This window comes from Agarivorans sp. QJM3NY_30 (assembly GCF_050870855.2).
Taxonomy (GTDB): Bacteria; Pseudomonadota; Gammaproteobacteria; order Enterobacterales; family Celerinatantimonadaceae; genus Agarivorans.
Genome location: NZ_CP194038.2, coordinates 73,871 through 96,367, shown reverse-complemented (window position 1 = coordinate 96,367; position 22,497 = coordinate 73,871). Strand labels below are relative to the sequence as shown.

Annotated in this window: 24 protein-coding genes and 2 pseudogenes; 3 read left to right on the top strand and 23 right to left on the bottom strand. The window is 45.6% G+C overall.

Features of this window, described 5'->3' with window-relative positions; translation table 11 throughout:
• Nucleotides 1-88 precede the first annotated feature (88 nt).
• From ACRRSX_RS00445 to ACRRSX_RS00425, 5 genes and pseudogenes are all read right to left on the bottom strand, one after another.
• On the bottom strand, nt 89-1,690 hold the full coding sequence (locus ACRRSX_RS00445; protein ID WP_432455171.1) for a M48 family metalloprotease: 1,602 nt from the start codon (nt 1,688-1,690) through the stop codon (nt 89-91).
• 2 nt (nt 1,691-1,692) lie between these two features.
• The gene (locus tag ACRRSX_RS00440) at nt 1,693-2,094 is read right to left on the bottom strand and encodes a hypothetical protein (RefSeq protein WP_432455172.1); all 402 of its coding nucleotides are present in this window, start codon (nt 2,092-2,094) and stop codon (nt 1,693-1,695) included.
• A 32-nt stretch (nt 2,095-2,126) separates the two neighbouring features.
• Nucleotides 2,127-3,776, bottom strand: coding sequence for a CHASE2 domain-containing protein (locus ACRRSX_RS00435; protein WP_432455173.1), 1,650 nt, complete (start codon nt 3,774-3,776; stop codon nt 2,127-2,129).
• Nucleotides 3,777-4,038: 262 nt separating this feature from the next.
• Nucleotides 4,039-4,485: pseudogene (locus ACRRSX_RS00430) on the bottom strand (PLP-dependent transferase); the annotation flags it as partial.
• 56 nt (nt 4,486-4,541) lie between these two features.
• Nucleotides 4,542-4,997: a MarR family winged helix-turn-helix transcriptional regulator gene (locus ACRRSX_RS00425; RefSeq protein WP_432455174.1), complete on the bottom strand. Its 456-nt coding sequence runs from the start codon at nt 4,995-4,997 to the stop codon at nt 4,542-4,544.
• Between the two features lie 111 nt (nt 4,998-5,108).
• Here ACRRSX_RS00425 and ACRRSX_RS00420 point away from each other — a divergent pair, with 111 nt between their 5' ends.
• Complete coding sequence (locus ACRRSX_RS00420; RefSeq protein ID WP_432455175.1) at nt 5,109-5,531, top strand: organic hydroperoxide resistance protein; 423 nt, start codon at nt 5,109-5,111, stop codon at nt 5,529-5,531.
• A gap of 134 nt (nt 5,532-5,665) precedes the next feature.
• Here the strand turns inward: ACRRSX_RS00420 and ACRRSX_RS00415 are convergent, their stop codons facing one another.
• From ACRRSX_RS00415 to ACRRSX_RS00330, 18 genes and pseudogenes are all read right to left on the bottom strand, one after another.
• A complete protein-coding gene (locus ACRRSX_RS00415; protein ID WP_432455176.1) occupies nt 5,666-6,145 on the bottom strand; it encodes a GNAT family N-acetyltransferase in 480 nt (159 codons plus the stop codon).
• A 128-nt stretch (nt 6,146-6,273) separates the two neighbouring features.
• Nucleotides 6,274-6,363 carry a DUF1294 domain-containing protein gene (locus ACRRSX_RS00410; protein ID WP_432455177.1) on the bottom strand — a complete coding sequence of 30 codons (90 nt, stop codon included), beginning with the start codon at nt 6,361-6,363 and terminating at the stop codon, nt 6,274-6,276.
• 149 nt (nt 6,364-6,512) lie between these two features.
• Nucleotides 6,513-7,157, bottom strand: a complete 645-nt coding sequence (locus ACRRSX_RS00405) for an FMN-binding negative transcriptional regulator (protein WP_432455178.1) — start codon at nt 7,155-7,157, stop codon at nt 6,513-6,515.
• 294 nt (nt 7,158-7,451) lie between these two features.
• On the bottom strand, nt 7,452-9,395 hold the full coding sequence (locus ACRRSX_RS00400) for a methyl-accepting chemotaxis protein (RefSeq protein ID WP_432455179.1): 1,944 nt from the start codon (nt 9,393-9,395) through the stop codon (nt 7,452-7,454).
• Nucleotides 9,392-10,315, bottom strand: coding sequence for a hypothetical protein (locus ACRRSX_RS00395; protein ID WP_432455180.1), 924 nt, complete (start codon nt 10,313-10,315; stop codon nt 9,392-9,394). Before ACRRSX_RS00395 ends, ACRRSX_RS00400 begins: the two co-directional genes overlap by 4 nt.
• Before the next feature lie 191 nt (nt 10,316-10,506).
• Nucleotides 10,507-11,316 (bottom strand): TatD family hydrolase, encoded by an 810-nt coding sequence (locus tag ACRRSX_RS00390; RefSeq protein ID WP_432455182.1) that lies wholly within the window; start codon nt 11,314-11,316, stop codon nt 10,507-10,509.
• Nucleotides 11,294-12,040, bottom strand: a complete 747-nt coding sequence (tatC, locus tag ACRRSX_RS00385; RefSeq protein WP_432455183.1) for a twin-arginine translocase subunit TatC — start codon at nt 12,038-12,040, stop codon at nt 11,294-11,296. The genes ACRRSX_RS00390 and tatC overlap by 23 nt, the downstream gene beginning before the upstream one ends.
• Before the next feature lie 3 nt (nt 12,041-12,043).
• Nucleotides 12,044-12,424: a Sec-independent protein translocase protein TatB gene (tatB, locus tag ACRRSX_RS00380; protein WP_432455184.1), complete on the bottom strand. Its 381-nt coding sequence runs from the start codon at nt 12,422-12,424 to the stop codon at nt 12,044-12,046.
• Between the two features lie 2 nt (nt 12,425-12,426).
• Nucleotides 12,427-12,672 (bottom strand): Sec-independent protein translocase subunit TatA, encoded by a 246-nt coding sequence (gene tatA / locus ACRRSX_RS00375; protein ID WP_432455185.1) that lies wholly within the window; start codon nt 12,670-12,672, stop codon nt 12,427-12,429.
• A 44-nt stretch (nt 12,673-12,716) separates the two neighbouring features.
• Nucleotides 12,717-14,345: a ubiquinone biosynthesis regulatory protein kinase UbiB gene (ubiB, locus tag ACRRSX_RS00370; RefSeq protein WP_432455186.1), complete on the bottom strand. Its 1,629-nt coding sequence runs from the start codon at nt 14,343-14,345 to the stop codon at nt 12,717-12,719.
• A complete protein-coding gene (locus tag ACRRSX_RS00365; RefSeq protein ID WP_432455187.1) occupies nt 14,342-14,941 on the bottom strand; it encodes a ubiquinone biosynthesis accessory factor UbiJ in 600 nt (199 codons plus the stop codon). Before ACRRSX_RS00365 ends, ubiB begins: the two co-directional genes overlap by 4 nt.
• Nucleotides 14,942-14,950: 9 nt before the next feature.
• A complete protein-coding gene (gene ubiE / locus ACRRSX_RS00360; protein WP_432455188.1) occupies nt 14,951-15,703 on the bottom strand; it encodes a bifunctional demethylmenaquinone methyltransferase/2-methoxy-6-polyprenyl-1,4-benzoquinol methylase UbiE in 753 nt (250 codons plus the stop codon).
• 393 nt (nt 15,704-16,096) lie between these two features.
• Nucleotides 16,097-16,237 (bottom strand): hypothetical protein, encoded by a 141-nt coding sequence (locus tag ACRRSX_RS00355; protein WP_432469374.1) that lies wholly within the window; start codon nt 16,235-16,237, stop codon nt 16,097-16,099.
• Nucleotides 16,238-16,344: 107 nt separating this feature from the next.
• Nucleotides 16,345-16,461 (bottom strand): annotated as a pseudogene (locus tag ACRRSX_RS00350) (IS5/IS1182 family transposase); the annotation flags it as partial.
• Nucleotides 16,462-16,563: 102 nt separating this feature from the next.
• A complete protein-coding gene (locus ACRRSX_RS00345; RefSeq protein WP_432455189.1) occupies nt 16,564-17,004 on the bottom strand; it encodes a hypothetical protein in 441 nt (146 codons plus the stop codon).
• Nucleotides 17,005-17,116: 112 nt separating this feature from the next.
• Nucleotides 17,117-17,665, bottom strand: a complete 549-nt coding sequence (locus ACRRSX_RS00340; protein ID WP_432455190.1) for a hypothetical protein — start codon at nt 17,663-17,665, stop codon at nt 17,117-17,119.
• 85 nt (nt 17,666-17,750) lie between these two features.
• Nucleotides 17,751-18,305: a hypothetical protein gene (locus ACRRSX_RS00335; RefSeq protein ID WP_432455191.1), complete on the bottom strand. Its 555-nt coding sequence runs from the start codon at nt 18,303-18,305 to the stop codon at nt 17,751-17,753.
• Nucleotides 18,306-18,312: 7 nt separating this feature from the next.
• Nucleotides 18,313-19,203, bottom strand: a complete 891-nt coding sequence (locus ACRRSX_RS00330; RefSeq protein ID WP_432455192.1) for a hypothetical protein — start codon at nt 19,201-19,203, stop codon at nt 18,313-18,315.
• A 397-nt stretch (nt 19,204-19,600) separates the two neighbouring features.
• Between ACRRSX_RS00330 and ACRRSX_RS00325 the strand changes: the two genes are divergently transcribed.
• Both ACRRSX_RS00325 and ACRRSX_RS00320 read left to right on the top strand, forming a co-directional pair.
• A complete protein-coding gene (locus tag ACRRSX_RS00325) occupies nt 19,601-20,590 on the top strand; it encodes a transposase (RefSeq protein ID WP_432455193.1) in 990 nt (329 codons plus the stop codon).
• Between the two features lie 696 nt (nt 20,591-21,286).
• Nucleotides 21,287-22,495 carry an IS256 family transposase gene (locus ACRRSX_RS00320; protein ID WP_432452821.1) on the top strand — a complete coding sequence of 403 codons (1,209 nt, stop codon included), beginning with the start codon at nt 21,287-21,289 and terminating at the stop codon, nt 22,493-22,495.
• The last annotated feature ends 2 nt before the right edge of the window (nt 22,496-22,497 follow it).

The following is a 22,497-nucleotide window of genomic DNA, read 5'->3' as shown; positions in this document are numbered from 1 at the left end:
TAGTCATTTTTATTCTAGCCAACTTATACATTAAATCATCATTAAGTGTTTTTTTTCCACAGCTATATCAAACAGCTGGTTCGCAATGCTAAAACAGTGTATTGATCCTTTCTAGCAGCGACTCTGTTGGCGTCGCTTGTTCGGGGATCACCTCTGGGATTTTCGCAGCCGTGTTACAACGTAAACTCAAATCTTTACGACCGACGGCTCGACATTTATCTAACCACTGATTCAAAGCTTCAATATCGTTCTCTTGATAATACAAACTCACCCACTGTGGATACAAAATACTTTGCTCGGTCAATTGCGCTTGGGTCTGCCGTAAAATTTTTTCCGCTTGGCGATAACGCTCAGCCAACTGATAGGTCTTCACCGCATAGAGACTTGACTCCAAAGACAAATTTTTCCAATCCTTAATTAAATCGAGATTCTTTACCGCCTTGTTCAATTGACCCTGTTGTAAACGAATTTGAGAAAACACTATGCGAGGATAGCCATCGCTGCTGGTTGGTTTTGACACCGCCTTTCTAGCCGATTTTTCGGCACTCACTAGATCGCCCTGCTGCATCGCCTGAATGGCATTGCTTGCATGCCAATAATTGCGGGTAATTTGCACATCGGTACCAGACTTAACCTGCGCCTGGTAACGTTGTTGATGTAAAGGACGCAGCTTAATTGAACTCGCTTTATATTGGCGTTGGATGTACTTACTCAGATCCGCGCTACGTAACTGAGCGGAACGATGGCGTTGCGCAAAAATTTGTAAAGCCTGAGTCGCCGCTTCGTTACCGGCATAATAGATCAAGCGCTGTGACAAGGAATCATCTTGCGGAATTTTTGACTCGGATAAAATAGTCACCACTTTTTGATATTCTTGTTTCTTCTGCAGCAGTTGCTGTTGAGTGAAAGTCTGGCTACTTTCAAGTCGTTGCAACGCCACGTCGTAGGCTCGTGGGTTATAACCCGCTCTCACTAACAGGTCGATGGCCAATAAATCGGCTTCATCCTCATATTCTCGGCTCATACTGGAATTAATCACATCCCGGCTCAGGCGATTAATCGCTAAACTGGTTTTAAATATGTCCTTATAGGTATTTTGCGTGTGCTGGCTGTTCTTACTCTCCACTTTAATCTGTTGCTGATCGCGACTCACTTCAAGATCGCCAATGGCCATTCCTAAGTTTGCCAGCTGGGCCATTTCTTCAACCGTTTCATGCTGTCGCTTAAAATAGGCGTTGGTATTATTGTGTCCCAACAAAATATGCGAAAGCTCATGGGCAATCACAAAAGCAATCTCAGCTTCTGTCTCACAATCAGAGATCATCCCCATCGATAGCACGATCTGCTGGCGGGTGGCGTAAGCGCTGTAACTTCGCGAAAGTTCAATCGACAAATCAATCTCGGGTCGATGACCCGGCCAACTAGATAACAACTGATTTAAGATCCCATCAAAGTAGCGCAGCAACTGCTGATGACTGAGTCGATCTTGACTGAGTATCACATCCTGAGCTAAATCATCGGGTTCACTGAGCGAACTTGCTTGAAGCGCTAAGCTAACGTCTTCACTGTCCAAAAATTCGCCCTCAAATTGGTCTACTTTATTGGTCGAGGCCAAATTCAACGACGGAAAATTCTGAGTGGCACAAGCGCTTAACAGCAGCGTAAAAGAGGTGATTTTCAATATCTTCATGGCTAGCATCCCTCTCCAAATCCAGTCGATGCGTAGACCTTAGTCCCTTGGTCGTTAGAAAGACTTTGCGTAACACACGGTCCTAAAGATTTTGCCTTTTTGTCCGTTTCGACGCTGTCTTGAAAGATCCACACCTTTTCCCCCGATATATTTAACTCGACCATACCAGGGTCAACAATATGCTGTAACACGGTTAACGAGCTTGTTTGCAAATTGGGAAGCTCACTATGAGGGCTTTCTTTACAAGTAAACTCTCCCTGCGAGTCTCGATAACAAAGCTCTATCGGATCGTACTTAAAGCGCAACACTTTAGCGCCAACCAACGATAGCGCCTGCACTGGTGGTAGTAAAAGCAAACCCACGACGAGTAAGAGTAAGCTGAAATAAAGTCGTAATCTCATCATATTCTCCTTCCAATAAATGGCTTAGGCAGCCATTACTTTCCTTTCATCAAACGTGATACCAAGTCATGGAAGCCGATCAAGGCAAGCAGACTCAGCAAAAATACCGCCGCGTAATAGAACCAATGGGTCAACACCAAGCCAGTCAACCAAGCTAAACCGAGCAAAGCCAGCAAGATCAATTTGTTGTTTTTGATTAAGCTCCAGCAGCAAGTCAACTTCGCCATCCGCGACAATGGCGAATAGAACATATGGAGCAACTCGCACTTGAAAAGTGTCAATTGATTGGAGTAGAAAGCCATCAACTGAGCGAATAATTGGTGTAAAAACGTAGGGATAATGGTCAATAAAATTAGAATAAAGGCATACCAATTGACCGGCCCGTATTTCAAATACTGATATGCGGATAAGACGCAGAGAAAGGTCAACAAAATCGCCAGCAAGGCCATGATGAGTCCTTTCCAATGATGCTGATGCGGCTTAGCCACGGCGTTTAAAGCGCTATTCTCCAGATAGTGAAATCGATAATAGAGGGCCGCATATAAAAATATAGTCTGTAGTATTCCTTCAATAAGATCGCTCACATTAATCCCTAAGCCATCGATGGTTGCAGGCACATGCCAATAGTTCTCACCAAAATTAATCAGGTTATCGAGCGCAACGGCATGTAAGAAGACCCCAGCCAACGACCCATTCACTGGTGATTCCACCAGATCGGGAGAACCTTCGATCCCATAACCCACCAAAACCAAGCGCTGCTGCAGTCGCCTGAGTTTGGCAGCTTGATCATCTTGAAAAAACTTAGTAGCGGAAATCGTCAGCACTTGCGGGCAAGGGTAAGCTACTGATTTTTTAAGCGCCTCTCCAGATAATCCCGAATGAAACAACGCCAAAAAGTTATCTCGCAAGGATTGAAGGCGCCGATAGAGTCTAATCAAGGTCGATTGCTCAGCCTTTAAGGTCCGAGGCTGGCACTGGACACCTTCCGGTAAGTAGGCAAAATCGGACTGGTTTTCAGCCGCTTGATTACTCCATTGCACGATCATTGGCGCGGTAAACCGCCCGCTTTCCACCAAATCTTCATCGCTATAAGGACACACACTTGGCTCACTAAGGCACCAAATACGATATAAATCCATAGCAGCCGAGCGGTAAGCTTTGCCATCCAACTGAAAATTTAGCGGATAATAATGCTGATAATCGCTCCAACCAACGGCACTAAGCTGACTAGCGGCGGAAATGCTCTGGCGCAAGCCAGAATCTTTCTGGAAGTATTCCGAACGATCCATATGCGGAATACTCGCCATAAAAACCGGGAATTTTTGATTGCTCTTGCGTAACCGTTCGGTCCACAAACTTTGATAGTTTGAGCTTGGGTAATATTGAAGAATATCGAAAAAAACAGCTTTTGGCTGATAGTGTGCAATACGGATCAACAGCTGATTGAGCGAGCTATAATCAACCGGATATCGGCCAGCATAATGTCGAATAAAGGCTTCATCCAGCAACACCACGGCGAGCTGTGCTTGTGCCTCAAGCGGAAACAAGGGGGCATTAAAACCAATGATAAGATCTTCATTGTATTTTTCTGAAGCGCTCCGTAATCCAAAAGGATTCAGAAAAAAAACCAGCATCAATAACAGCGAAATCACGGCTGCCTTGAGCTGAACCACCCTATTATCCATCGATGCTTCCTTGCTTGCGAACTCCGAGCCTCACATCAGGTTCACGAAATCACGACTTTTCCCTAAGCGTGATATAACGACAACCCAGAAAATTTAACCAAATTGCAACCTAACGTTAACTATAAAACAATTATTGATAAATCCAAAAATGTAAGTTTTACCGCATGTATCTCTGGCTTGACACCCATCGACTGGCTCATTATTTGAGACACAAAAAAGCCAGCACAAAGCTGGCTCAATATGAATATGCAATCTGCCTTGCTTAACTTTTATCCAGGGCTTGGCTCACATCATCAATAATGTCATCGATGTTTTCTATCCCAACCGAAATCCGCACCAAATCGGCACTCCCCCCTGCCGCTGCCAACTCCTCATCATTCAGCTGACGGTGGGTTGTTGATGCGGGATGACAAGCTAAAGACTTTGCATCACCAATGTTCACTAAACGTAAAATCATCTGCAGCGCATCAATAAACTTTCCACCAGCATCTTTACCGCCCTTCAAGACAAAACTTAAAATACCCGAGGCTTTCCCCCCGACAATTTTATTGCAAAGTGCATAGTAAGGGCAGGTGGGCAAGGCCGCATAATTAACCCAAGCGACTTTAGGATGCTGTTTTAAGTAGAGGGCTAATTTCTCGGCATTCTCACAATGGCGTTCCATACGCAGGCCTAAGATTTCTAAGCCCTGTAAGATTTGGAAGGCATTAAAAGCGTTTCAATCAAGCTTTCTCTTTCTCATACCGATTGCTTTATGCCGATATTTTATTTTAGCAATTGACTCAATAAGTGCTCACAGCCTTGCTTTAAAGCCTGCAACTCTTCTAAAGGCATGTCTACCTGACACAACATCGCTGTGGGAATGGCCAGCGCCTGTTCTCGCATCGCTTGTCCCGCTTCACTTAAGCTAATCACCCGCACTCGCTCATCTTGCTCGCTACGTGCGCGAACCACCAAACCTTTCGCTTCTAAACGTTTCAGTAGCGGCGTTAAGGTACCCGAATCCAGATGCACCTTTTCCCCCAGCTGTTTCACACTCACGCGACGCTGCTCCCACAACACCATCATCACAATGTATTGCAGGTAGGTGAGGTCCAATTTTTCTAATAAGGGGCGATAAGCTCGCCCCATCGCATTGGAAGCACTATAAAGGGCAAAACACAGCTGCTTATCTAAACTCAGGCTAAAGGATTGTAGTTTATCTTTAGAAGCGTCACTCATGGCTAAACTCGCTCGGAATTAAATTGTGCACAATATACTTGCATTCTAACCAGAACTCAATTAGAGTTGCTAACAACTTAATTGCGCACAACCTAAATAAAAGGATCCAGTATGTCTACTTTATACACTACCTCTGCCACTGCATTAGCCGGCCGTAACGGTCAAGTCACTACCGACGACAACAAACTCGATTTAGCCTTAAGCTATCCAAAAGAAATGGGTGGTAGTGGCGAAGCGACCAATCCAGAGCAACTGTTTGCAGCTGGATATGCCGCTTGTTTCTCGAATGCAATTTTACATGTGGCGCGCGAAGGCAAAATCGCGATTAAATCAGCACCAACGACCGCGATTGTAGGGATCGGCCCCAATGAACAGGGTGGTTTTGTGCTCAGCGTAGCCTTAGCCGCTGAATTAGAATTAGAGCAAAGTGCCGCGGTCGAACTGGTTAAAACCGCTCACCAAATATGCCCTTACTCAAATGCAACCCGTGGTAATATCGATGTCAAACTAAGCGTCAACGGTCAAGCACTTTAAGCACCTCCATCGCCGATAAAAAGCCAGGCAAGAGCTTGGTTTTTTTTGGCTTGATGAACTCGCAATGGTAGGCGAACTCGGAGTTTAAAAACCAATACACGCCCTAAAGCGAGAGCTCACAGCGAGCCAAGCCTTTACCATCCTGATAAAGCGGTTAAATCTTTACTCATACTGTAGTTTTCCAGCGTTTGGCCGCGAATGTGCACCTGATTTTGTTTTAACAGCATAAAACCTTGTCCAACAAAAAATTGTTTTGCCCGCTTCGATGCATCCACCCAAAGGCGCTCCAGCCCTCGCTGTAAAGCTAGCGTTTCAATATGCTGATATAAAGCACTGGCCACCCCTTGCCCCTGAAACTGGGGATGCACATAACAACAATCGATATAGTCGCCATCAAGTTCAATAAAACCTAACAGCGTCTGCTCGTGCAAAGCCAAAAAACAACGTTCGGGCAATAAACGGCTTCGCCAAAGCGTCTCATCAAAGGGCTCCGGTGCCCATGCCTGTTTTTGTAGCGGGGAATAAACCTCATCATCAATGGCATGCACCGCCGCAGTAAATAGCTCGGCGACCAACAGAGCATAGGGCTCAGTATAATGACAGATTTTCAACATCGCCCTCCTCACATCAATCGCTTAGTCAACCAGACTCGATAAACAGTCGTATAAGGGCTATACCAATCCCCCAGCAAAGCATCATGAATCACAATGCTCTGATAGTAAACCCGACGAAAACAGGCCTTCTACGTTTTATGGCGAAACCATTGCTGCGCGAACATCGCGCCCGGCCAGCCACCTAGCAGCGCCAGCCCATGCAGGTAAGGCTCTTTCACTCACCACGCCACGCGTCGCGCAGCCGATTTATCAAATGCATAAACTGCCACCGACAACAGACTCATCAACAAATAAATGACCGCGAGAAGTAAAAGTTTATAGCGCTAAGCCGCATAGCAAGCCTAAACCCCGCCACATCGACTTTCTGTTATTTACTTTCAGACTGGATCCCTGAGATTTGCCGAGCCAATACTTCTGCCATCGGGTGCTGGCGCTCAGCCAAGCCCCGCAGTACCCCAGCTTGATTCTGTGGACTTTGGTTTTGACTCATTTTACTTTTTGCTTGTACTTGCTCAACACTCACCTCAATCCCCAGTATCGCCTTATTCAATTGCTCAATGTAGGATTCTGGCGCATCGCGGAGCTGCCAAGGTTGCAGCTGTTGCGCCTCGTGTGTTTTAGTTAACTCGGCTAATAAGGCCAGTTTCCATTGGCTATCATCGATCCCGCGCAATTGGCCATTAATATGCACCACCTGATAATTCCAAGTCGGCACAACCCTAGGATCACTTTGCTTGGTAGGGTAATAATTAGGCGAAATATAGGCTTGTTCCGCCTGAAATATCACCAGCACAGGCAGAGGCTGAGCCAGTCTATTGGCTAAAGGATTCCCCTTGGCAATATGCCCACGTAAAACCCATTGTTCAGGCTGCACCTCAAGCAATAATAGCGGAATATGTTCCGCCACCAAACCAGTTGCGCTTTGACTCACAATACAGGCTAAAGGGTAGTTACCGAGCAACTCAACAGTGCTCGACCAATCATCTTGGATGAAGGGCTTAGGAAGATACATTGAAACCTCTAAAAATGCTCTGGAAACGGAAGCGAAGCCGTCACTAGGAAAACTTAAGCAGGGCCGACGTCCATCATACAAAACAGAATCAACTTAACTATAAATTGCTGAATGTTATAAATTATGTTGCAAATTTTTAGCTAAGGCTAGTGATCAGTAGAAATCAGCAGGGAACGCAGTATCCATCAAACATCTGCACAGCTGGCGCACTCAGCTAAGTTCCAGCGACGTGATTTAAGAGCTTGAATGCCACAAACACTGAAGCGGCTCACTTAAGCCACTTCAGTGCCTTGATCATACTTTGAAGTTCGCGATGCTCGCTTGGATCTGATGGCTAAGTTGCCCAACTTTTTCAGCTTGCAGAGCCGTATGCTCGGTCCCTTCTAAACTACGCTGCGCCCCTGATTCCATTCCTTGCATTTCATTGACCACCGTCTCAGAAGTATTCAATTGCGTATCACAGGCACCACTCACCTCGTCCAACAAGCCGGTAATATGGCTGGCTAACTCATGGGTTTGGGTCACCGAGCCTTGCATTTCTGACATCAATTCAAAACTACTACTGGCTTGAGAACGCCCTTCACGCATTTGTATTTCAGTTTTCTCCGCACCTTTCACTAAATCTGACATCATCTGCTCAATCTGCTCCGTTGAGCCACGAGTTTGCATTGCAAGATTTCGAACCTCATCGGCCACCACCGCAAAACCGCGGCCATGCTCGCCTGCGCGCGCCGATTCAATCGCCGCATTCAGCGCCAAGAGATTGGTTTGTTCGGCGATACTGTTGATCACTTCTAATATTTTACTGGCATCTTTACTATTTTTAGCCAGTTCACGCATATCTTCCGAAGCGCCATCCACTTGAGCCACTAACTGCTTAATTTCGCTAGTTGCCGATTGAGTTAATTGACTGCCCTGCTCCGAGGCCTGATTAATGGAGACTGCCGAACTATCAGCATTACGCACCAAATCGGCCACTTCGCTAAAACCTTGCGACAGCTGGCCAATATGACCACTAACCTCTGATACCACCCGCTGCTGCTCACCCATTTGAGTTTTTGACTGTTGCGCTAAAGTATTAAGTTGCCCCGCAGCCCCATTCAGCTCGGCAACATGCTGATTAATATTAGTGACGGTGGTTTGTAACAGTGCAATAAACTGATTAAAGGCCGAGGCCAACTGAGCAAGCTCGTCGCGCCCTTTTACCACTAAACGCTGCGTTAAATCCCCATCGCCTTGGGCAATCGCTTGCATCGCCTGCACCATCGCTACCACGGGCTGGCGAATTAAACGAGTAATAATCAAGCCCATCACCAAAGAAATCACCACAATCGACAAACCAAAGGCCATGTTAGTCCATGCTGTTTGCTGTAGCTGCTCACTAATCGCTGAACTCGATTGACTCACCATTTGCCACTGTTGTTGCAGGGTATTACTGGCCGCCGCGACCACTTGCTCTGCCGCAGGGTTAAGTAAGTCATCCTTCAAGAGTTGCTGCTGCTCAACCAGATCAAATAAACGATCAGCCGAGTCAGCGAACAACTGGACCTGCTGTTCTACCAACTGGATCCACTGTTGATGACGCTCTCGATTTAAGCCCTTGATCAAATCGAGTAAGGTGTTTTGTGCGCCAAATAGCTCTAAATAAAAACGGTCTTTACTGCGACTATCTTGCCGGTTGAGATGGCTCATTAAAGCAATCGAGGCGGCCTGTATATGATTCGCCAAGTTAACCGTGAGCGAGGGCAGCATGCCTGAACTGGTGATATCTAAGGTGGCATGAATATCCGAGAGCTTAGCCAAAGTTTGTGGGACTACATCACGTAATACACGGCTTTCTAACTGACTAATTTCAGCCAATAATGGTACTAATCCCTCAACAAAGTGTTGGTCGAGTAGTTCGCTATTAGCGGTAATTTGCGCGGCATCGCTAAACCCGCGCAGGTGCGGGCTCTGTTCCAATTGCTTAGCTTGTTCGGCCAGTTGTTGATACTGCTCAAGTAGCGCAGGCGCTTCGGTTTCACTAAAGTGCGACTGCAACACTAGACGTTGCAGCGCATTGACCGATAAATCTCCAGCTAAACGAGCGCTCGGTTCAACCTCCTGAGAGAAAGCCTTGGTTTTCTGTTGCACCCCTGTCAGCGAATGATTACTACTCCATATCATCAAGACCATGAGTAATACGATACCAACCGGAATAAGCGCGATTTTTTGACTCAAACTTAATCGATTAATCATAGGGCTGGCGCTCCCAGCATGCTTAGTAAGCCATCACGTAGTTGAATAAAAGCAGCATAACTTTGGTTCGCATCACTCAGCAACAGAGGATCCATCACTTGGCTATCCTGCTCAATTTTAAGAATGGTTTTACCGCGATGTAATTCGGCGCGGATCAGAATGGTGGTATCACGAACCGCCTCAATACTCGACTCGCCAACGGGTAAACGATCGGGCTTACTTGGTTCAATATCCAATTGGCGAAATAAACGCTCAATCAGATACAAGCTCTGATAAGCCAAAATATTCACATCGGTCATTTGACGATCATGGTACTGACCAAGTGAACCGAGTTGCAAAGGAAGGTTTTTCGCTTCACTAATCAGCTGCAAGTCGCCGCGGATCAACGCCAGATCTGCGCTCATCGCAGAGACCGTTTGCGGCTCAATCAAACCCTCAAACAATTGTTCTATCACCACTAGCTGCTGATAAACATCATTTTCAGTCATTCCTAGTGGACGCTCCAATTCGGGGCCCTCTGGTAGTGCTAAGTGCTTAGCGACCGCGGCCAACTGTTGCTCAACCTGATCTAAATAAGGCAGCACATTACGGGGGCGCATCACACTATATGCAACCGCTAAAGACGACGTGATTGGCAAAGACATTTTTTGCTGTAAGGCCGCAGCTAAACGACCAATTTGCTGGGTTTTAAAAACCAAGTGTGAAGCCAACTTATCGGCGACAATTTGTGGTTCGGGCTCTAAGGTAGGTAACTGTTGCTGGGCACGAATAGCCTGAACTTGCAGGGCTATCTGCTGTACTTTTTGATACAGATGATTGTTATTTACAATCGCCGCCAGGCTACTCGAACTGAACAGTAGAATACCGCTAATAAACACGAAGCGTCGAATAATTAAGTAAAAACGTATTTGCAGAGTCACGATATATTCTCTTCCTTAAGTTCGGTTCTCACGCCTATTTTATAATGTTATTTACTTAACTATAGACATATCATCTAAGGATTGGCGTGTTCCATTCACAATTGCAAGCAAGATGCACACCTAGATGTTCACTCAACGGAAATCTACTCGCTCAGTATTAACTTAGATCAACTTATTAAGAAAAGATAAACTTAAAATGAAAAAAGACGGCGAGCGTTTTGCTGCACTTGTTGCTGCAACTCGACCAACGACTCGCCTCGCAATTGCGCGACTCGCTGGTAGATATGTGGCAAATAACAAGGTTCGTTGCGGCGACTCTTGGGTTTGGGTTTTAAATCGCGAGGTAACAAATAAGGCGCATCCGTTTCCAACAACAGTCTATTGATTGGAATTTCTTTCACCCGCTGTTGCAAATCGAGACCACGGCGCTCATCGCACACCCAGCCGGTAATCCCAATATACAAATCCAGATCCAGACAGGCTTTTAGGGCCGCTTGATCGCTGGTAAAACAATGTAATACAGCGCCGGGCAGATGGTCGCGCCAAGGCTTAAGGATATCGATGAAGCGCTGATGAGCATCCCGCTCATGCATCACCACAGGCAGCTTAAGCTCTGCTGCAAGGGCTAATTGCGCCTCAAAAATGGCCTCTTGCTGGGGACGTGGTGAAAAATCACGATTAAAGTCTAAACCACACTCGCCCACCGCTAAAACCTGTGTTTGGGTAAACAGCGGTTTGAGAGTGGCGATATCGGTAGGACTTACCGACTTTGCATGGTGCGGATGCACGCCAGCGGTGGCATAACATACGCCCGGCCACTGCTGGGCTAAATCACTCACTTGCTGGCTTTCGGCCAAATCGCTGGCCAACAGTAACATGCCACTCACACCAGCAGCCTGCGCCCGTTGTAGCACTTGTTCACGATCTTTATCAAACTGTGAGCTGGTAAGGTTCAGCGCAATATCAAACATCACCAAGCTAATCCGTCGCCTGTTCGGCATCGTCATCTTTGCGCACATAAAAACGCGCAAAGAACAGACCGACCTCAAACAATAGCCACATCGGCAAGGCCAATAGAGTTTGTGAGATCACATCGGGAGGGGTTAACAACATGCCCACCACAAAGGCTCCCACAATCACATAGGGACGCTTGGCTCGCAATTGCGCTGGAGAGGTTGCCCCCGACCAACACAGCAACAAGGTCGCAATCGGAATTTCGAAGGCTAAACCAAAAGCAAAAAACAGCTTCAATACAAAATCGAGATAGTTAGAAATATCGGTGGCAATGGTCACCCCTTCGGGGGCAACTGCAGTAAAAAAGCTGAAGGCAAGCGGGAACACCACAAAATAAGCAAAGGCAACACCCGCATAAAATAACAAGGCCGAACCAAACACCAAAGGCACCAACAAACGGCGCTCATGTTGGTACAGACCGGGCGCAATAAACCCCCAGGCCTGAGCTAATAAATAAGGCATGGCCAAAAAAGCCGAGGTGACTAAGGTCAGCTTAATCGGCGTGAAAAATGGTGCCGCCACATCGGTAGCGATCATACTCGCATTTTCTGGTAATACGGCGAGCAAGGGCTGTGCGACAGCAGCGTAAATATCGTTGGCAAAATACACCAAGCCGAGAAAAATGATTAAGCAGGCGAATACACCACGCAATAGGCGATTACGTAACTCAATTAAATGCTCGATCAAGGGTTGTGCGGGGGCATCGCTCATAGCTTACTTATTGTCTTCTTGGCTAATGTCAGAATCGGATGGCACAGCTTGATTTGCAGCTTCAGCAGGCTGCGGGCTATCAACCGTCTTCTTTTGATAGGGGCGAGAAACTGACTCGGCACGCGCTTTTAGAGTCTCTACCGATGCTTGTAAATCACCATTAAGAGACTCTAAACCATTTTGTTCGGCCTGCTTCAGGTTTTGGTGCAACTCGTCTAACTCTAGTTCTTGTTTCAGTTCGGTGCTCACCGACGATACCGCCTGCTTCACCGAGCGCACCACAGATAACACGCTACGGATCGCTCCCGGCAAACGTTCTGGGCCCAATACCAACAGCCCTAATACCGAGATCAAGACTAACTCCCAAAAACCAATATCAAACATGCTTAACCTTGTTGGTCTTTGTCTTTGCTTGCTTGTTCTGCGGCTTGCTTATGCTGCGCAAGCTGTTCTGGGGTGGCTTTGTCGGTGGCATGATCACTAGGCTTGCTTTCATCGTCGCGCATCGCATTTTTAAAGCCCTTTACTGCCGAGCCCAAATCACCGCCCATGTTACGTAGCTTCTTGGTGCCGAATAACAACACCACAATTACAGCAACAATCAACAATTGCCAAATACTAATACCGCCCATTTAGTGATCCTCTTTCATCTTTTATCGAGCCAAAGGCCCAGTGTCTACTTCAATTGTTGCCAACAGATTAAACCAGCTAATCCGCTAGTCACCGCCAAGGCCAAGGCCAAGACAGGTAAACTGGGATATATCACCGCCGCCGAAATTAAGCTTGCCGCTGCGGCTAAAGCCAAAGCCAAACTTCGTTGGCGTTGCTTCTGCTGCTGTAAATAACGTTCGGTAAAACGTTGAAACTTAAGCTGCTGCTGTTTCGCCAATTGCAAGTTATCATAAACTAACTCCGGTAAATGCGGCAGTGTTTCCAGCCAATAAGGCGCCTTTTCTTTAATTGCAGAGAAGACCGCCTCGGGCCCCACCTGCTTACGCATCCAACGCTCTAAAAATGGTTTAGCAGTCGCCCATAAATCCAATTCGGGGTAGAGCTGACGCCCTAAGCCTTCTATATAGAGTAAAGTTTTTTGCAGTAATACTAATTGCGGCTGCACTTCCATATTAAAACGGCGCGCCGTATTAAACAGATTCAGCAGTACATGACCAAATGAGATCTCTGACAGCGGCTTGGCGAAAATAGGCTCACATACGGTACGGATCGCCGCTTCGAATTCTTCCACCTTAGTGTCGGAAGGCACCCAACCAGAATCAATATGCAGTTGTGCGACCTTACGATAATCACGATTAAAGAAAGCCAAAAAGTTTTCCGCTAAATAACGCTGGTCTTCTTTATTGAGGGTACCCACGATACCGCAATCAATGCCAATATACTGGGGATCTTCAGGATGCTCTCGAGACACAAAAATATTGCCCGGATGCATGTCGGCATGGAAAAAACTATCGCGAAATACCTGAGTAAAGAAGACTTCTACGCCTCGTTCGGCCAACAGTTTCATGTTGGTGCCCTGCGCTTCTAGTTCACCAATGTTCGCCACTGGGATCCCGTAGATCCGCTCCATCACCAACAAAGTTTTACTACAGTAGTCGCTATAAACCTCGGGAACATACAGCTCTTTAGCACCGCTAAAATTACGCCGTAGTTGGATCGCATTAGACGCTTCACGCGCTAAATCCAGCTCATCTACAATGGTCTTGCGATATTCTTCAACCACCTCTTTAGGGCGTAAGCGACGACCATCACTAAAGAAACGCGCAAATAAGCTAGCAACTCGCTGCATTAAAGCGATATCAGACAGAATGGTCGCTTCAATCCCCGGACGGATCACCTTCAACACCACATCGGCGCCATTCTCTTTTAAACGGGCAGTATGCACTTGAGCAATCGAGGCAGAGGCTAAGGCTTGCAAGTCAAAATCATCAAACAGATCCTCGACCGGCTGTCCCAGCGCCAATTCGACCTGTTGTTTGGCCAATTCGCCACTAAACGGCGAGACCTTATCCTGTAATAGAGCCAATTCATCGGCAATATCTGGCGGAAATAAGTCGCGCCGAGTGGACATCATCTGGCCAAATTTAATAAATACCGGGCCTAAGTCTTCCATCGCCATGCGAATACGCGCACCGGGCGCGCTTTGCTGGTGTTGATTACGCCACCAAAAAACCAAGCTGCGCAACAAGCGTAAGGGCCAAGGCCAAAAACGTTTCGGCAATAATTGGTCTATACCGTAATGGCACAGGGTGCGATTAATCTGCCGAAAACGCGCAAACTCTTTGGGGGTCATTGACTCAAATCCTGTATCCGAAGACTCAAGATATCCACATCTTTAACCAGTAGCTGTAGTTGCTGTTGCCACGCTTGATATTCCAATTGACCCACCACTAAACCCCATTCTTCACTGGCTAACTCAGTTAGTTTTGTAGGGGCTTTATTGAACAGCGTGTTCAGTGCTTGAGCCAACAAACGACTCTTGGACACGATTTGATAAGCGGCAACATCACCGATCCGCTGCGACAACTTTTCTTCAAAATCAGGGTCGAGTTGCAGGAACAAGTCGGCAAAATGTTGCGCCAGCTTAATATCACCTTCCAGTTGCAGCTTGTCTTGCTTAATCAAGCTGGGAATTCGCTCCGCCTGTTTTAATTCCATCAAGGTCAACAGCGACATGCTCAAGCTGCAATCCGGCTTGCCTTGATATTCATGAAGTACGTCGAGTTGCTGCTTGCTCACCACAAAATAAAAATTTGGCAATGGCCTAACTTGAATCGCCAGAACTTTGCCCGACAAATGACTGCGACGCTCGGCGCTGGCCTCATCAAGTGCCAACACTTGATTGCTTAAGACTTCAACACCGGCAGTAATCAGAGAAGATAGCGGCATAAGGGCCTCTTAAAATTTGTAAGCTCGGTGTAAGGCAACCACACCGCCAGTTAAATTGTAGTATTCGACGCCCTCAAACCCAGCATCTTGCATCATCCCTTTTAAGGTTTCTTGATCGGGGTGCATTCGGATCGACTCGGCCAAATATTGATAGCTCTCGGCGTCATTAACAATCAATTTGCCCATCTTCGGTAATAAGTGAAAAGAATAAGCATCGTAAACTTTACTCAGCGCTTTCATTTCTGGTTTAGAAAACTCTAACACTAGCAAACGACCGCCGGGTTTGAGCACTCGAAACATCGATCGTAGCGCCGCATCTTTATCGGTCACATTACGTAAACCGAAGCTAATGGTAATCAAATCGAAGCTGTTATCGGGGAAAGGCAGCGCCTCGGCATTAGCTTGCACATACCGTACATTACCCACAATGCCTTTGTCGCGCAGCTTACTTCGGCCCATTTTCAACATCGATTCATTGATGTCTGCCAGCACCACTTCACCGCCATCACCTACGATACGTGAAAACTTGGCAGTAAGATCACCAGTACCTCCCGCTAAATCTAACACCTTTTGTCCAGGACGTGCGCCACTACAATCAATGGTAAAACGCTTCCATAAGCGGTGAATGCCACCCGACATTAAATCATTCATCACATCATATTTAGCGGCAACTGAATGAAATACCTCGGCAACCATGCCTACTTTCTCTTCGCGGTTTACCGTTTTATAACCAAAATCGATGGTTTCCTGCTCAACGCTCATCTTTACTTCCTGATAATGCCAACTGCCGCTAGTGTACTGTAGCCAACCCAATGCTCCAAGGCTTGTACATGCCAAGCCTCCGCTTTTTTGGCAAAAGCGAGTCTTTTCGAAAAAATAGCCAGAACCTAATTCTCAGTTCTGCATTCCCCTCTCAGCCGGTCTCAATTCATCGAGTGCGCAGATATTCCCACTCATTCAATGACCAAAATCACAATGTCATAGCAGTGACGATGGCTTAACACTTTTTAAATAATTAGAATTATCAACTCATTAACGCCAAACTTTTAGTGTTTGAACGTATATCTGAATCGTGCTTTTTTACGCCAGCCTGAGAGCTAAGTCATTACAGTGGGATTCGCTTAGGCAAGGATGTTACTGCCGCTGTGATTTTTATTATGGGTGTCCATACTCCACTGTTCGTATACGGGTCTGAGGGTAGCGGAAGGCATTCGCGGTAGGCGTAAAGGGTGGCGAAAGCATGTTAGCTAAATAAAAATGACTCTGCCCCTGAGGGATCCCCACGTGTTTATTCATGCCTTCTCAGCTTCGTTTTCAACGGGACTCGTGCTTAGTATTTTATGCATATCAATAACTTGCTGCCAGTGTTCTTTCTTCAACGTTAGCCTCCTATCTCGGTAAGCGGCGTTTTGTCTCGGGGGGATCACTAGGGCTATTCTTTTTCGTTCTAATACCCCATAGCAGCGTTTAGTGTCATAGGCCCCATCCGCCGAGACTTTTCGAATTTTGCGACAAAGCAAAAGAAATAGGACATCCAAGTCTTTTCGTTAGCTAAATTAAAGTGACTCTGCCCCTTTTATTCCTCGCTTCTTAGCGAGTATATTGTACTACTAATTTTGTCTCTACTCTCTATCTGCAAGCAGTTTGGCTATTTGGGCAGGCTCGTCTGGGTAGCCATATTGGGCTAATTTGTCGACTTCTGGATCGTTACAAAGGCTAAAGTCCTTTACCCATGCGTCGATGGTTGCTGAACCCATTAATAATGTGAAAGGGGGACAGGCTTGGTAGCCATGTTGCTCAGCAATTTTTTCGATACGGGATTTTTCTATGTGCCTTCCTGGAAGCACAAAGGCAACGCTTACAATAATTGCTAATGCGAACACTCTAACGGACAGATGTTTCGCGGTTAATGCGAGGTTCGTTTTTTTTAGGCAAACATATTGCCAAAGCATCAAAAGAGAACATGCAAACGTACAAATGACTCCTGCAATCAGAAAGCAGTAGCTAACATCCAAATAGATTACTGGAAAACCATTACCAATTTGACCACTAAATTCATTCAAGGTGTTTGAAGAAAATAGGACTAGAGTGAATATGTTGAAAAGAGCGAAGCAAGCTAAGCAAGCTAATAGTGAAGTTTTCGGTGTGTGAGTTTTTATCATTTTGGAGGTTAGCTTATAGGAACTTATATGTGGAATTATTCATACTTGAAATAACTTTCATTTGTTCTATTTTCTGTTGCATGCTGACTATACTTTTTTGTGCTTGTTGTTCCGCATGTCGGTTTATGTATTCAACAATCTGTTTTTTAATACCTAGTCTATCTGCGAGCATGCTTAACACCGTACCAACAGCGAAAGCAACTACAAACCCAACTGCTACCGGAATCATAACGACACCTGCAGGTGCGATTGCTGCACCAACTAAAAAGCCGCAAACAGCTGCTACAGCTGCTATTGCTACATCGGTCGAAACGTCTGCTACCCAGTTACTCATTAAGTAATTTTTTTTCAATACTAGCTCTAGACTGTGTTCTGTTACTGAAAATAAGACCGTAACATATACTCCACCACGAGCGGATGATTTAAGTCCTTGTAGACCATTAAGCATCTTAGTGTTTGTAGAGAGGTATCTAGTCCCTTTAATTACTGTTCGTAGCTTGTGATTGCCTTTAAAACTAATGTAGCTTTTAGTGCCATTTTGAGTTATTTCGTATTTACCCAAAATACTCCCACCACGCTGCATGTCTAGTGCTAGCGCTCCCATAGCTTTTACGTCTAAGGCTTGGCTAGCAAATTGGTTTGAGTTGTTATTTAGACTCTCTATCAGCGAGCATTTTAGCTATTTTAGCGGGTTCGTCGGGATATCCGTATCTGGCTAGTTTGTCGACTTCCGGGTCGTTACACAGACTAAAGTCCTTTACCCAAGCGTCAATGCTAACTGAGCTCATAAGTAATGTGAAAGGAGGGCAGGCTTGATAGCCTTGCTGCGCGGCGCGGCTTTCCTTGTGGGATCTTTCAATATGTCGTCCTGGAAATATAAACAAAAAGCTAATGATTATAGCTACTACAAAAGCTTTAGTTGACAGATGTTTGAGTGACCGAGCTTGTTTTCCTTTTCTGAGACAAGCAAACTGCCAAAGCATAAATATTGCACCAGTCAAGCCAATTATGCCTCCTGAAATAAACGCACTATATTCAACATTGATATATATAACAGGGTAAATTTTGGCTAACTGCTGGCTTAATTGCTCAAACTTGTCAGGCACATTGTTACCAAATAACGCTTCGAAGAAGGGTATCAAGAGAACAGAGAATAATAAAAAGCCTAAGAGTGACTTTCTTTTAGTCATTAGTGTTTTCATCGATTCCCTAAAAAAAGTGCTGGGTTGAATTGTTCATACTAGTCACGCCCTTCATTTGATTTATATTTTGTTCTAATTGTTTTAGGTCTCGTTCGACTGATTTCTGAAGTGATTGGTTGAGAGCTTTCACTAACTTATCCCTAATTTGGTAGCGAGACTCGTAAGTAGTTAGCTCCCCTTGCACGTAAAATGCTACGGAAAATCCAGCTAAAACTGGAATAATGACAACGCTTATTGATGATACTGCTAATGTGCCAACAGCGTAACCAAAGACTGCTGCGACCGAAGCGATTGTTATGTCTGTGGCAACGTCGACTACCCAATTGGTCATCAAGTAGTCTTTTTTAAGCACTAGTTCTAGTGTGTGATGGGATACAGAGAATAAAACAGTGATTAATACGCCACCTTTAGCTGAAGCTTTTAGACCTTGTTGACCTATACCTAGCGACAGCATCTTAATGTTTGTAGAGAGGTATCTAGTCCCCGTAATTATTGTCCTTAGCTTGTGATTGCCTTTAAAACTAATGTAGCTTTTAGTGCCATTTTGAGTTATTTCGTATTTACCCAAAATACTCCCACCACGCTGCATGTCTAGTGCTAGCGCTCCCATAGCTTTTACGTCTAAGGCTTGGCTAGCAAATTGCTTGGTGAGGCTAGCGGTATTTAGAACTAACTTTTGAGCGAGCTCCGATAGGCCTAGATCTTCCAATTTCTGACTAATCGCTGTTTGCTCAAGTCCTTGGCTTTGCTGTTTGGCTAACCATAATGAGAAAAACTGTGGCCCATGCAGTACATAAAGGTCCACTTCTTTCATTTCCGAGGCTTTAAGTTTGCTTAAGCAAGCATCACGTTTGGCTTTGTTTCGTTGGGACAAGCATTGAAATTGATTGTGAGCCACTGCAAATATCTCCTTTAGTTGCAGGGCAAGATAGTAAACTTCAATAATGATAAAGTAAACAATAAGCTTGGCTTTAACGCCAAAATTAGTAATGATCTAAAAATCTGTGTTTAAAATATCAAAATAACGAGACAGACCCGAGATGCTTTAAATAAGCGAGGCCCCCAAGTTGTTGCCTCGCTATTTTAAATTCAACTTCGCGACCCGATGCCCGCTACCGCAACATTTTAGTTGGCCTTCGCTTGCAACGCCTGAATCACAGCCTCTGCCAACGCTTTCGCCGAAGCGGGGGGTCTGACCGGTAATCAAGAAACAAGGTAACTAGACAGCCACACCAACTAGCCACACCCCGATAATAATCTAAACTACCAATAGTGGTTTTTGGGGAGTTAGTGCCATGCCTCGGTCAAGACAGTCGCAAGTGAGCTTATCGGATACACCTTATTATCACTGTGTTTCCCGCTGTGTTCGGCGGGCTTTTTTGTGCGGTAAAGACCAACACACAGGTAAAAGCTATGAGCACCGCCGCCAGTGGGTGGAAGATTATTTGCTGCAACTTACTGCGGTTTTTGCCAGTGATGTCTGTGCTTATGCAGTTATGAGTAATCATACCCATGTGGTATTGCACATCAATAAGGCCAAAGCCGAAGCCTGGTCCATGGATGAAGTCTTGGAACGCTGGCATAGTCTGCATCAGGGCACCTTACTGACTCAGATGTATCTCAATTCTGAGTTACGTCCAAAGTTAAGTGAGGTGCAACTACAGGCCATTCACGCCACCGCCGAAGTGTATCGGACTCGCCTCTTTGATTTAAGCTGGTTTATGCGCCATTTAAATGAACATATTGCTCGAGCTGCCAATAAAGAAGACCAATGTACCGGTCGTTTTTGGGAGGGGCGTTTTAAATCTCAAGCGCTTTTAGATGAAGCAGCCCTAGCGGCTTGTATGGCCTATGTGGATTTAAACCCGGTTCGCTCAAATATAGCGAGCACGCCTGAAACCTCAGACCACACCAGTATCAAACAGCGCATTCAGCAAGCCAAACAAGGTCAGCAACCCAAGCCGCTAATGCCCTTTGTCGGTAACCCCAGAGAAACCATGCCTAAAGGCTTGCCTTTCGAGTTACAAGACTACCTGCAACTGGTGGAACTTACCGGCCGCGTTATCAGAGAAGATAAACGCGGTTATATCGATGATGCACAAGCGCCCATTTTACAGCGCTTACAAATCGATGAAGAAAGCTGGTTAGCCTTGAGCACTGGTTTAGAGCATCACTTTGCCAGTGTGGTGGGCGCCGGTCACGCACTAGAGTGCTACAAGCGCCAGCACAATCAGCAGCGAATTAAAGGTATGGGAGCAGCCAAACGCTGGCTGGATGTTGGCTAAGTAATTTATGGTCTGATTTTTTGTCGACCGAGTAGGTATTTAGCATATCTCGAATCGCTGTGTTTGCTGTTTGGCTTCTTGCGGCTTTTCGTCGTAACACCTTTACCAATATTGCAATTTTCGACATCACGCTGCTTTTTATGTGAATGAGAAGTGATATTCATCGTATGATGTTGGCTGTTCAGTCCTTAAGATGGCTGTCTCGAATGACTTTCGAATGACTTCACTCAAAGCCTTAGAGGTGCGGTGATGACTTGAGCTCGCGAACAGCAAATTTGTTTAGACAGTACGCCATACTACCACCAGGGTGAGAGCGTGAGTGTTCATTTTGCATACAGTTTGATTTCAAACCAACCAGGTTTCGAAAACAGCACAATTAAAGCGACAGTTTAGTAACCAGCTTTCGTTTGATAATTAGTCAACATTTGATTGATAAATGTTCGCGATCTCGCCCTGCTGCTACCACTGCATTTACCGTTGCGTTCGTAGAGCATTTTTGTGTGGCAAAGACCGAGCAAGTGGTGCTAATTTTAACCACCGAAAATAATGGATAGTTGACAAATTTACTAAAAGAAGAGTAGAAGGAAAATTAAAAGAGGCTACCGGTCAAGTGTTAATTAAGGCTCATAAAGGAGCCTGTAAATTAAATTGTGTAATTGCTTATAATTAGGCCTGAACAGGCTAAGGATAAGCAACATGGATAAGAAAGTTCTCGAAGCATTTGCTCGTGAAGCCGCTAAGTCAATCAAGACCCCTTCAGATCTAGATGACTTTCGTAAAATGTTAACCAAGGTGACTGTTGAGACAGCGTTAAATGCTGAGCTTGATGACCACCTCGGTTATCAGAAACACGCTGAAAAGCCCGATAAGAATAGTCGTAATGGTTATTCATCCAAGACCTTGATCACCGACGATGGTGAGATTGAACTGGATGTACCTCGAGACCGAGATGCCTCGTTTGAACCGAAGCTTGTTCGTAAGCATCAAACTCGATTTCAATCGATGGATGACAAGATATTAAGCCTTTACGCCAAAGGCATGACAACTCGTGAAATCGTCGCTACGTTCAAAGAAATGTACGATGCTGATGTCTCTGCAAGCCTCATATCTAAAGTTACCGACTCAGTTCTAGAGCAGGTTGTTGAATGGCAATCACGGCCACTGGATGCAGTCTATCCCATCGTCTACCTTGATTGCATCGTGGTGAAAATCCGCCAAAACAAACAGCTCGTCAATAAGGCGATTTACTTGGCTCTGGGCGTAAATATCGAAGGTCAGAAAGAACTTTTAGGGATGTGGATATCTGAAACGGAAGGTGCGAAGTTCTGGCTCAGCGTTCTCACTGAACTCCAGACTCGAGGTATCAACGACATTCTTATCGCTTGTGTTGATGGCTTGAAGGGCTTTCCAGATGCTATTAATGCCGTATTCCCAAAAACCCAAATACAGCTCTGTATCGTCCACATGGTGCGCAATTCAATGAAGTATGTCCCTTGGAAAGACTACAAGGCTGTAACGGCAGATCTCAAAGGTATTTACCAGTCGAATACCGAGGAAGAAGCGCTTCTGGCCCTCGAACAATTTGGTGACCAGTGGGATGATAAATACCCACAGATAAGCCGCTCTTGGACAGCGCATTGGGATAATTTAAATACATTGTTCAGCTACCCTCAGGACATTCGTAAAGCCATTTACACGACGAATGCGATAGAGTCCTTGAACAGTGTGATACGCAAAGCGACAAAGAAGCGTAAGCTATTCCCCACGGATGAATCAGCGAGGAAAGTTGTCTATCTTGCAATTATGGATGCATCGAAACGCTGGTCGATGCCAATAAGAAACTGGCGACAGGCTCTCAATCGCTTTATGATTATGTTTGAAGACCGACTTACTGATTACTTGTAACC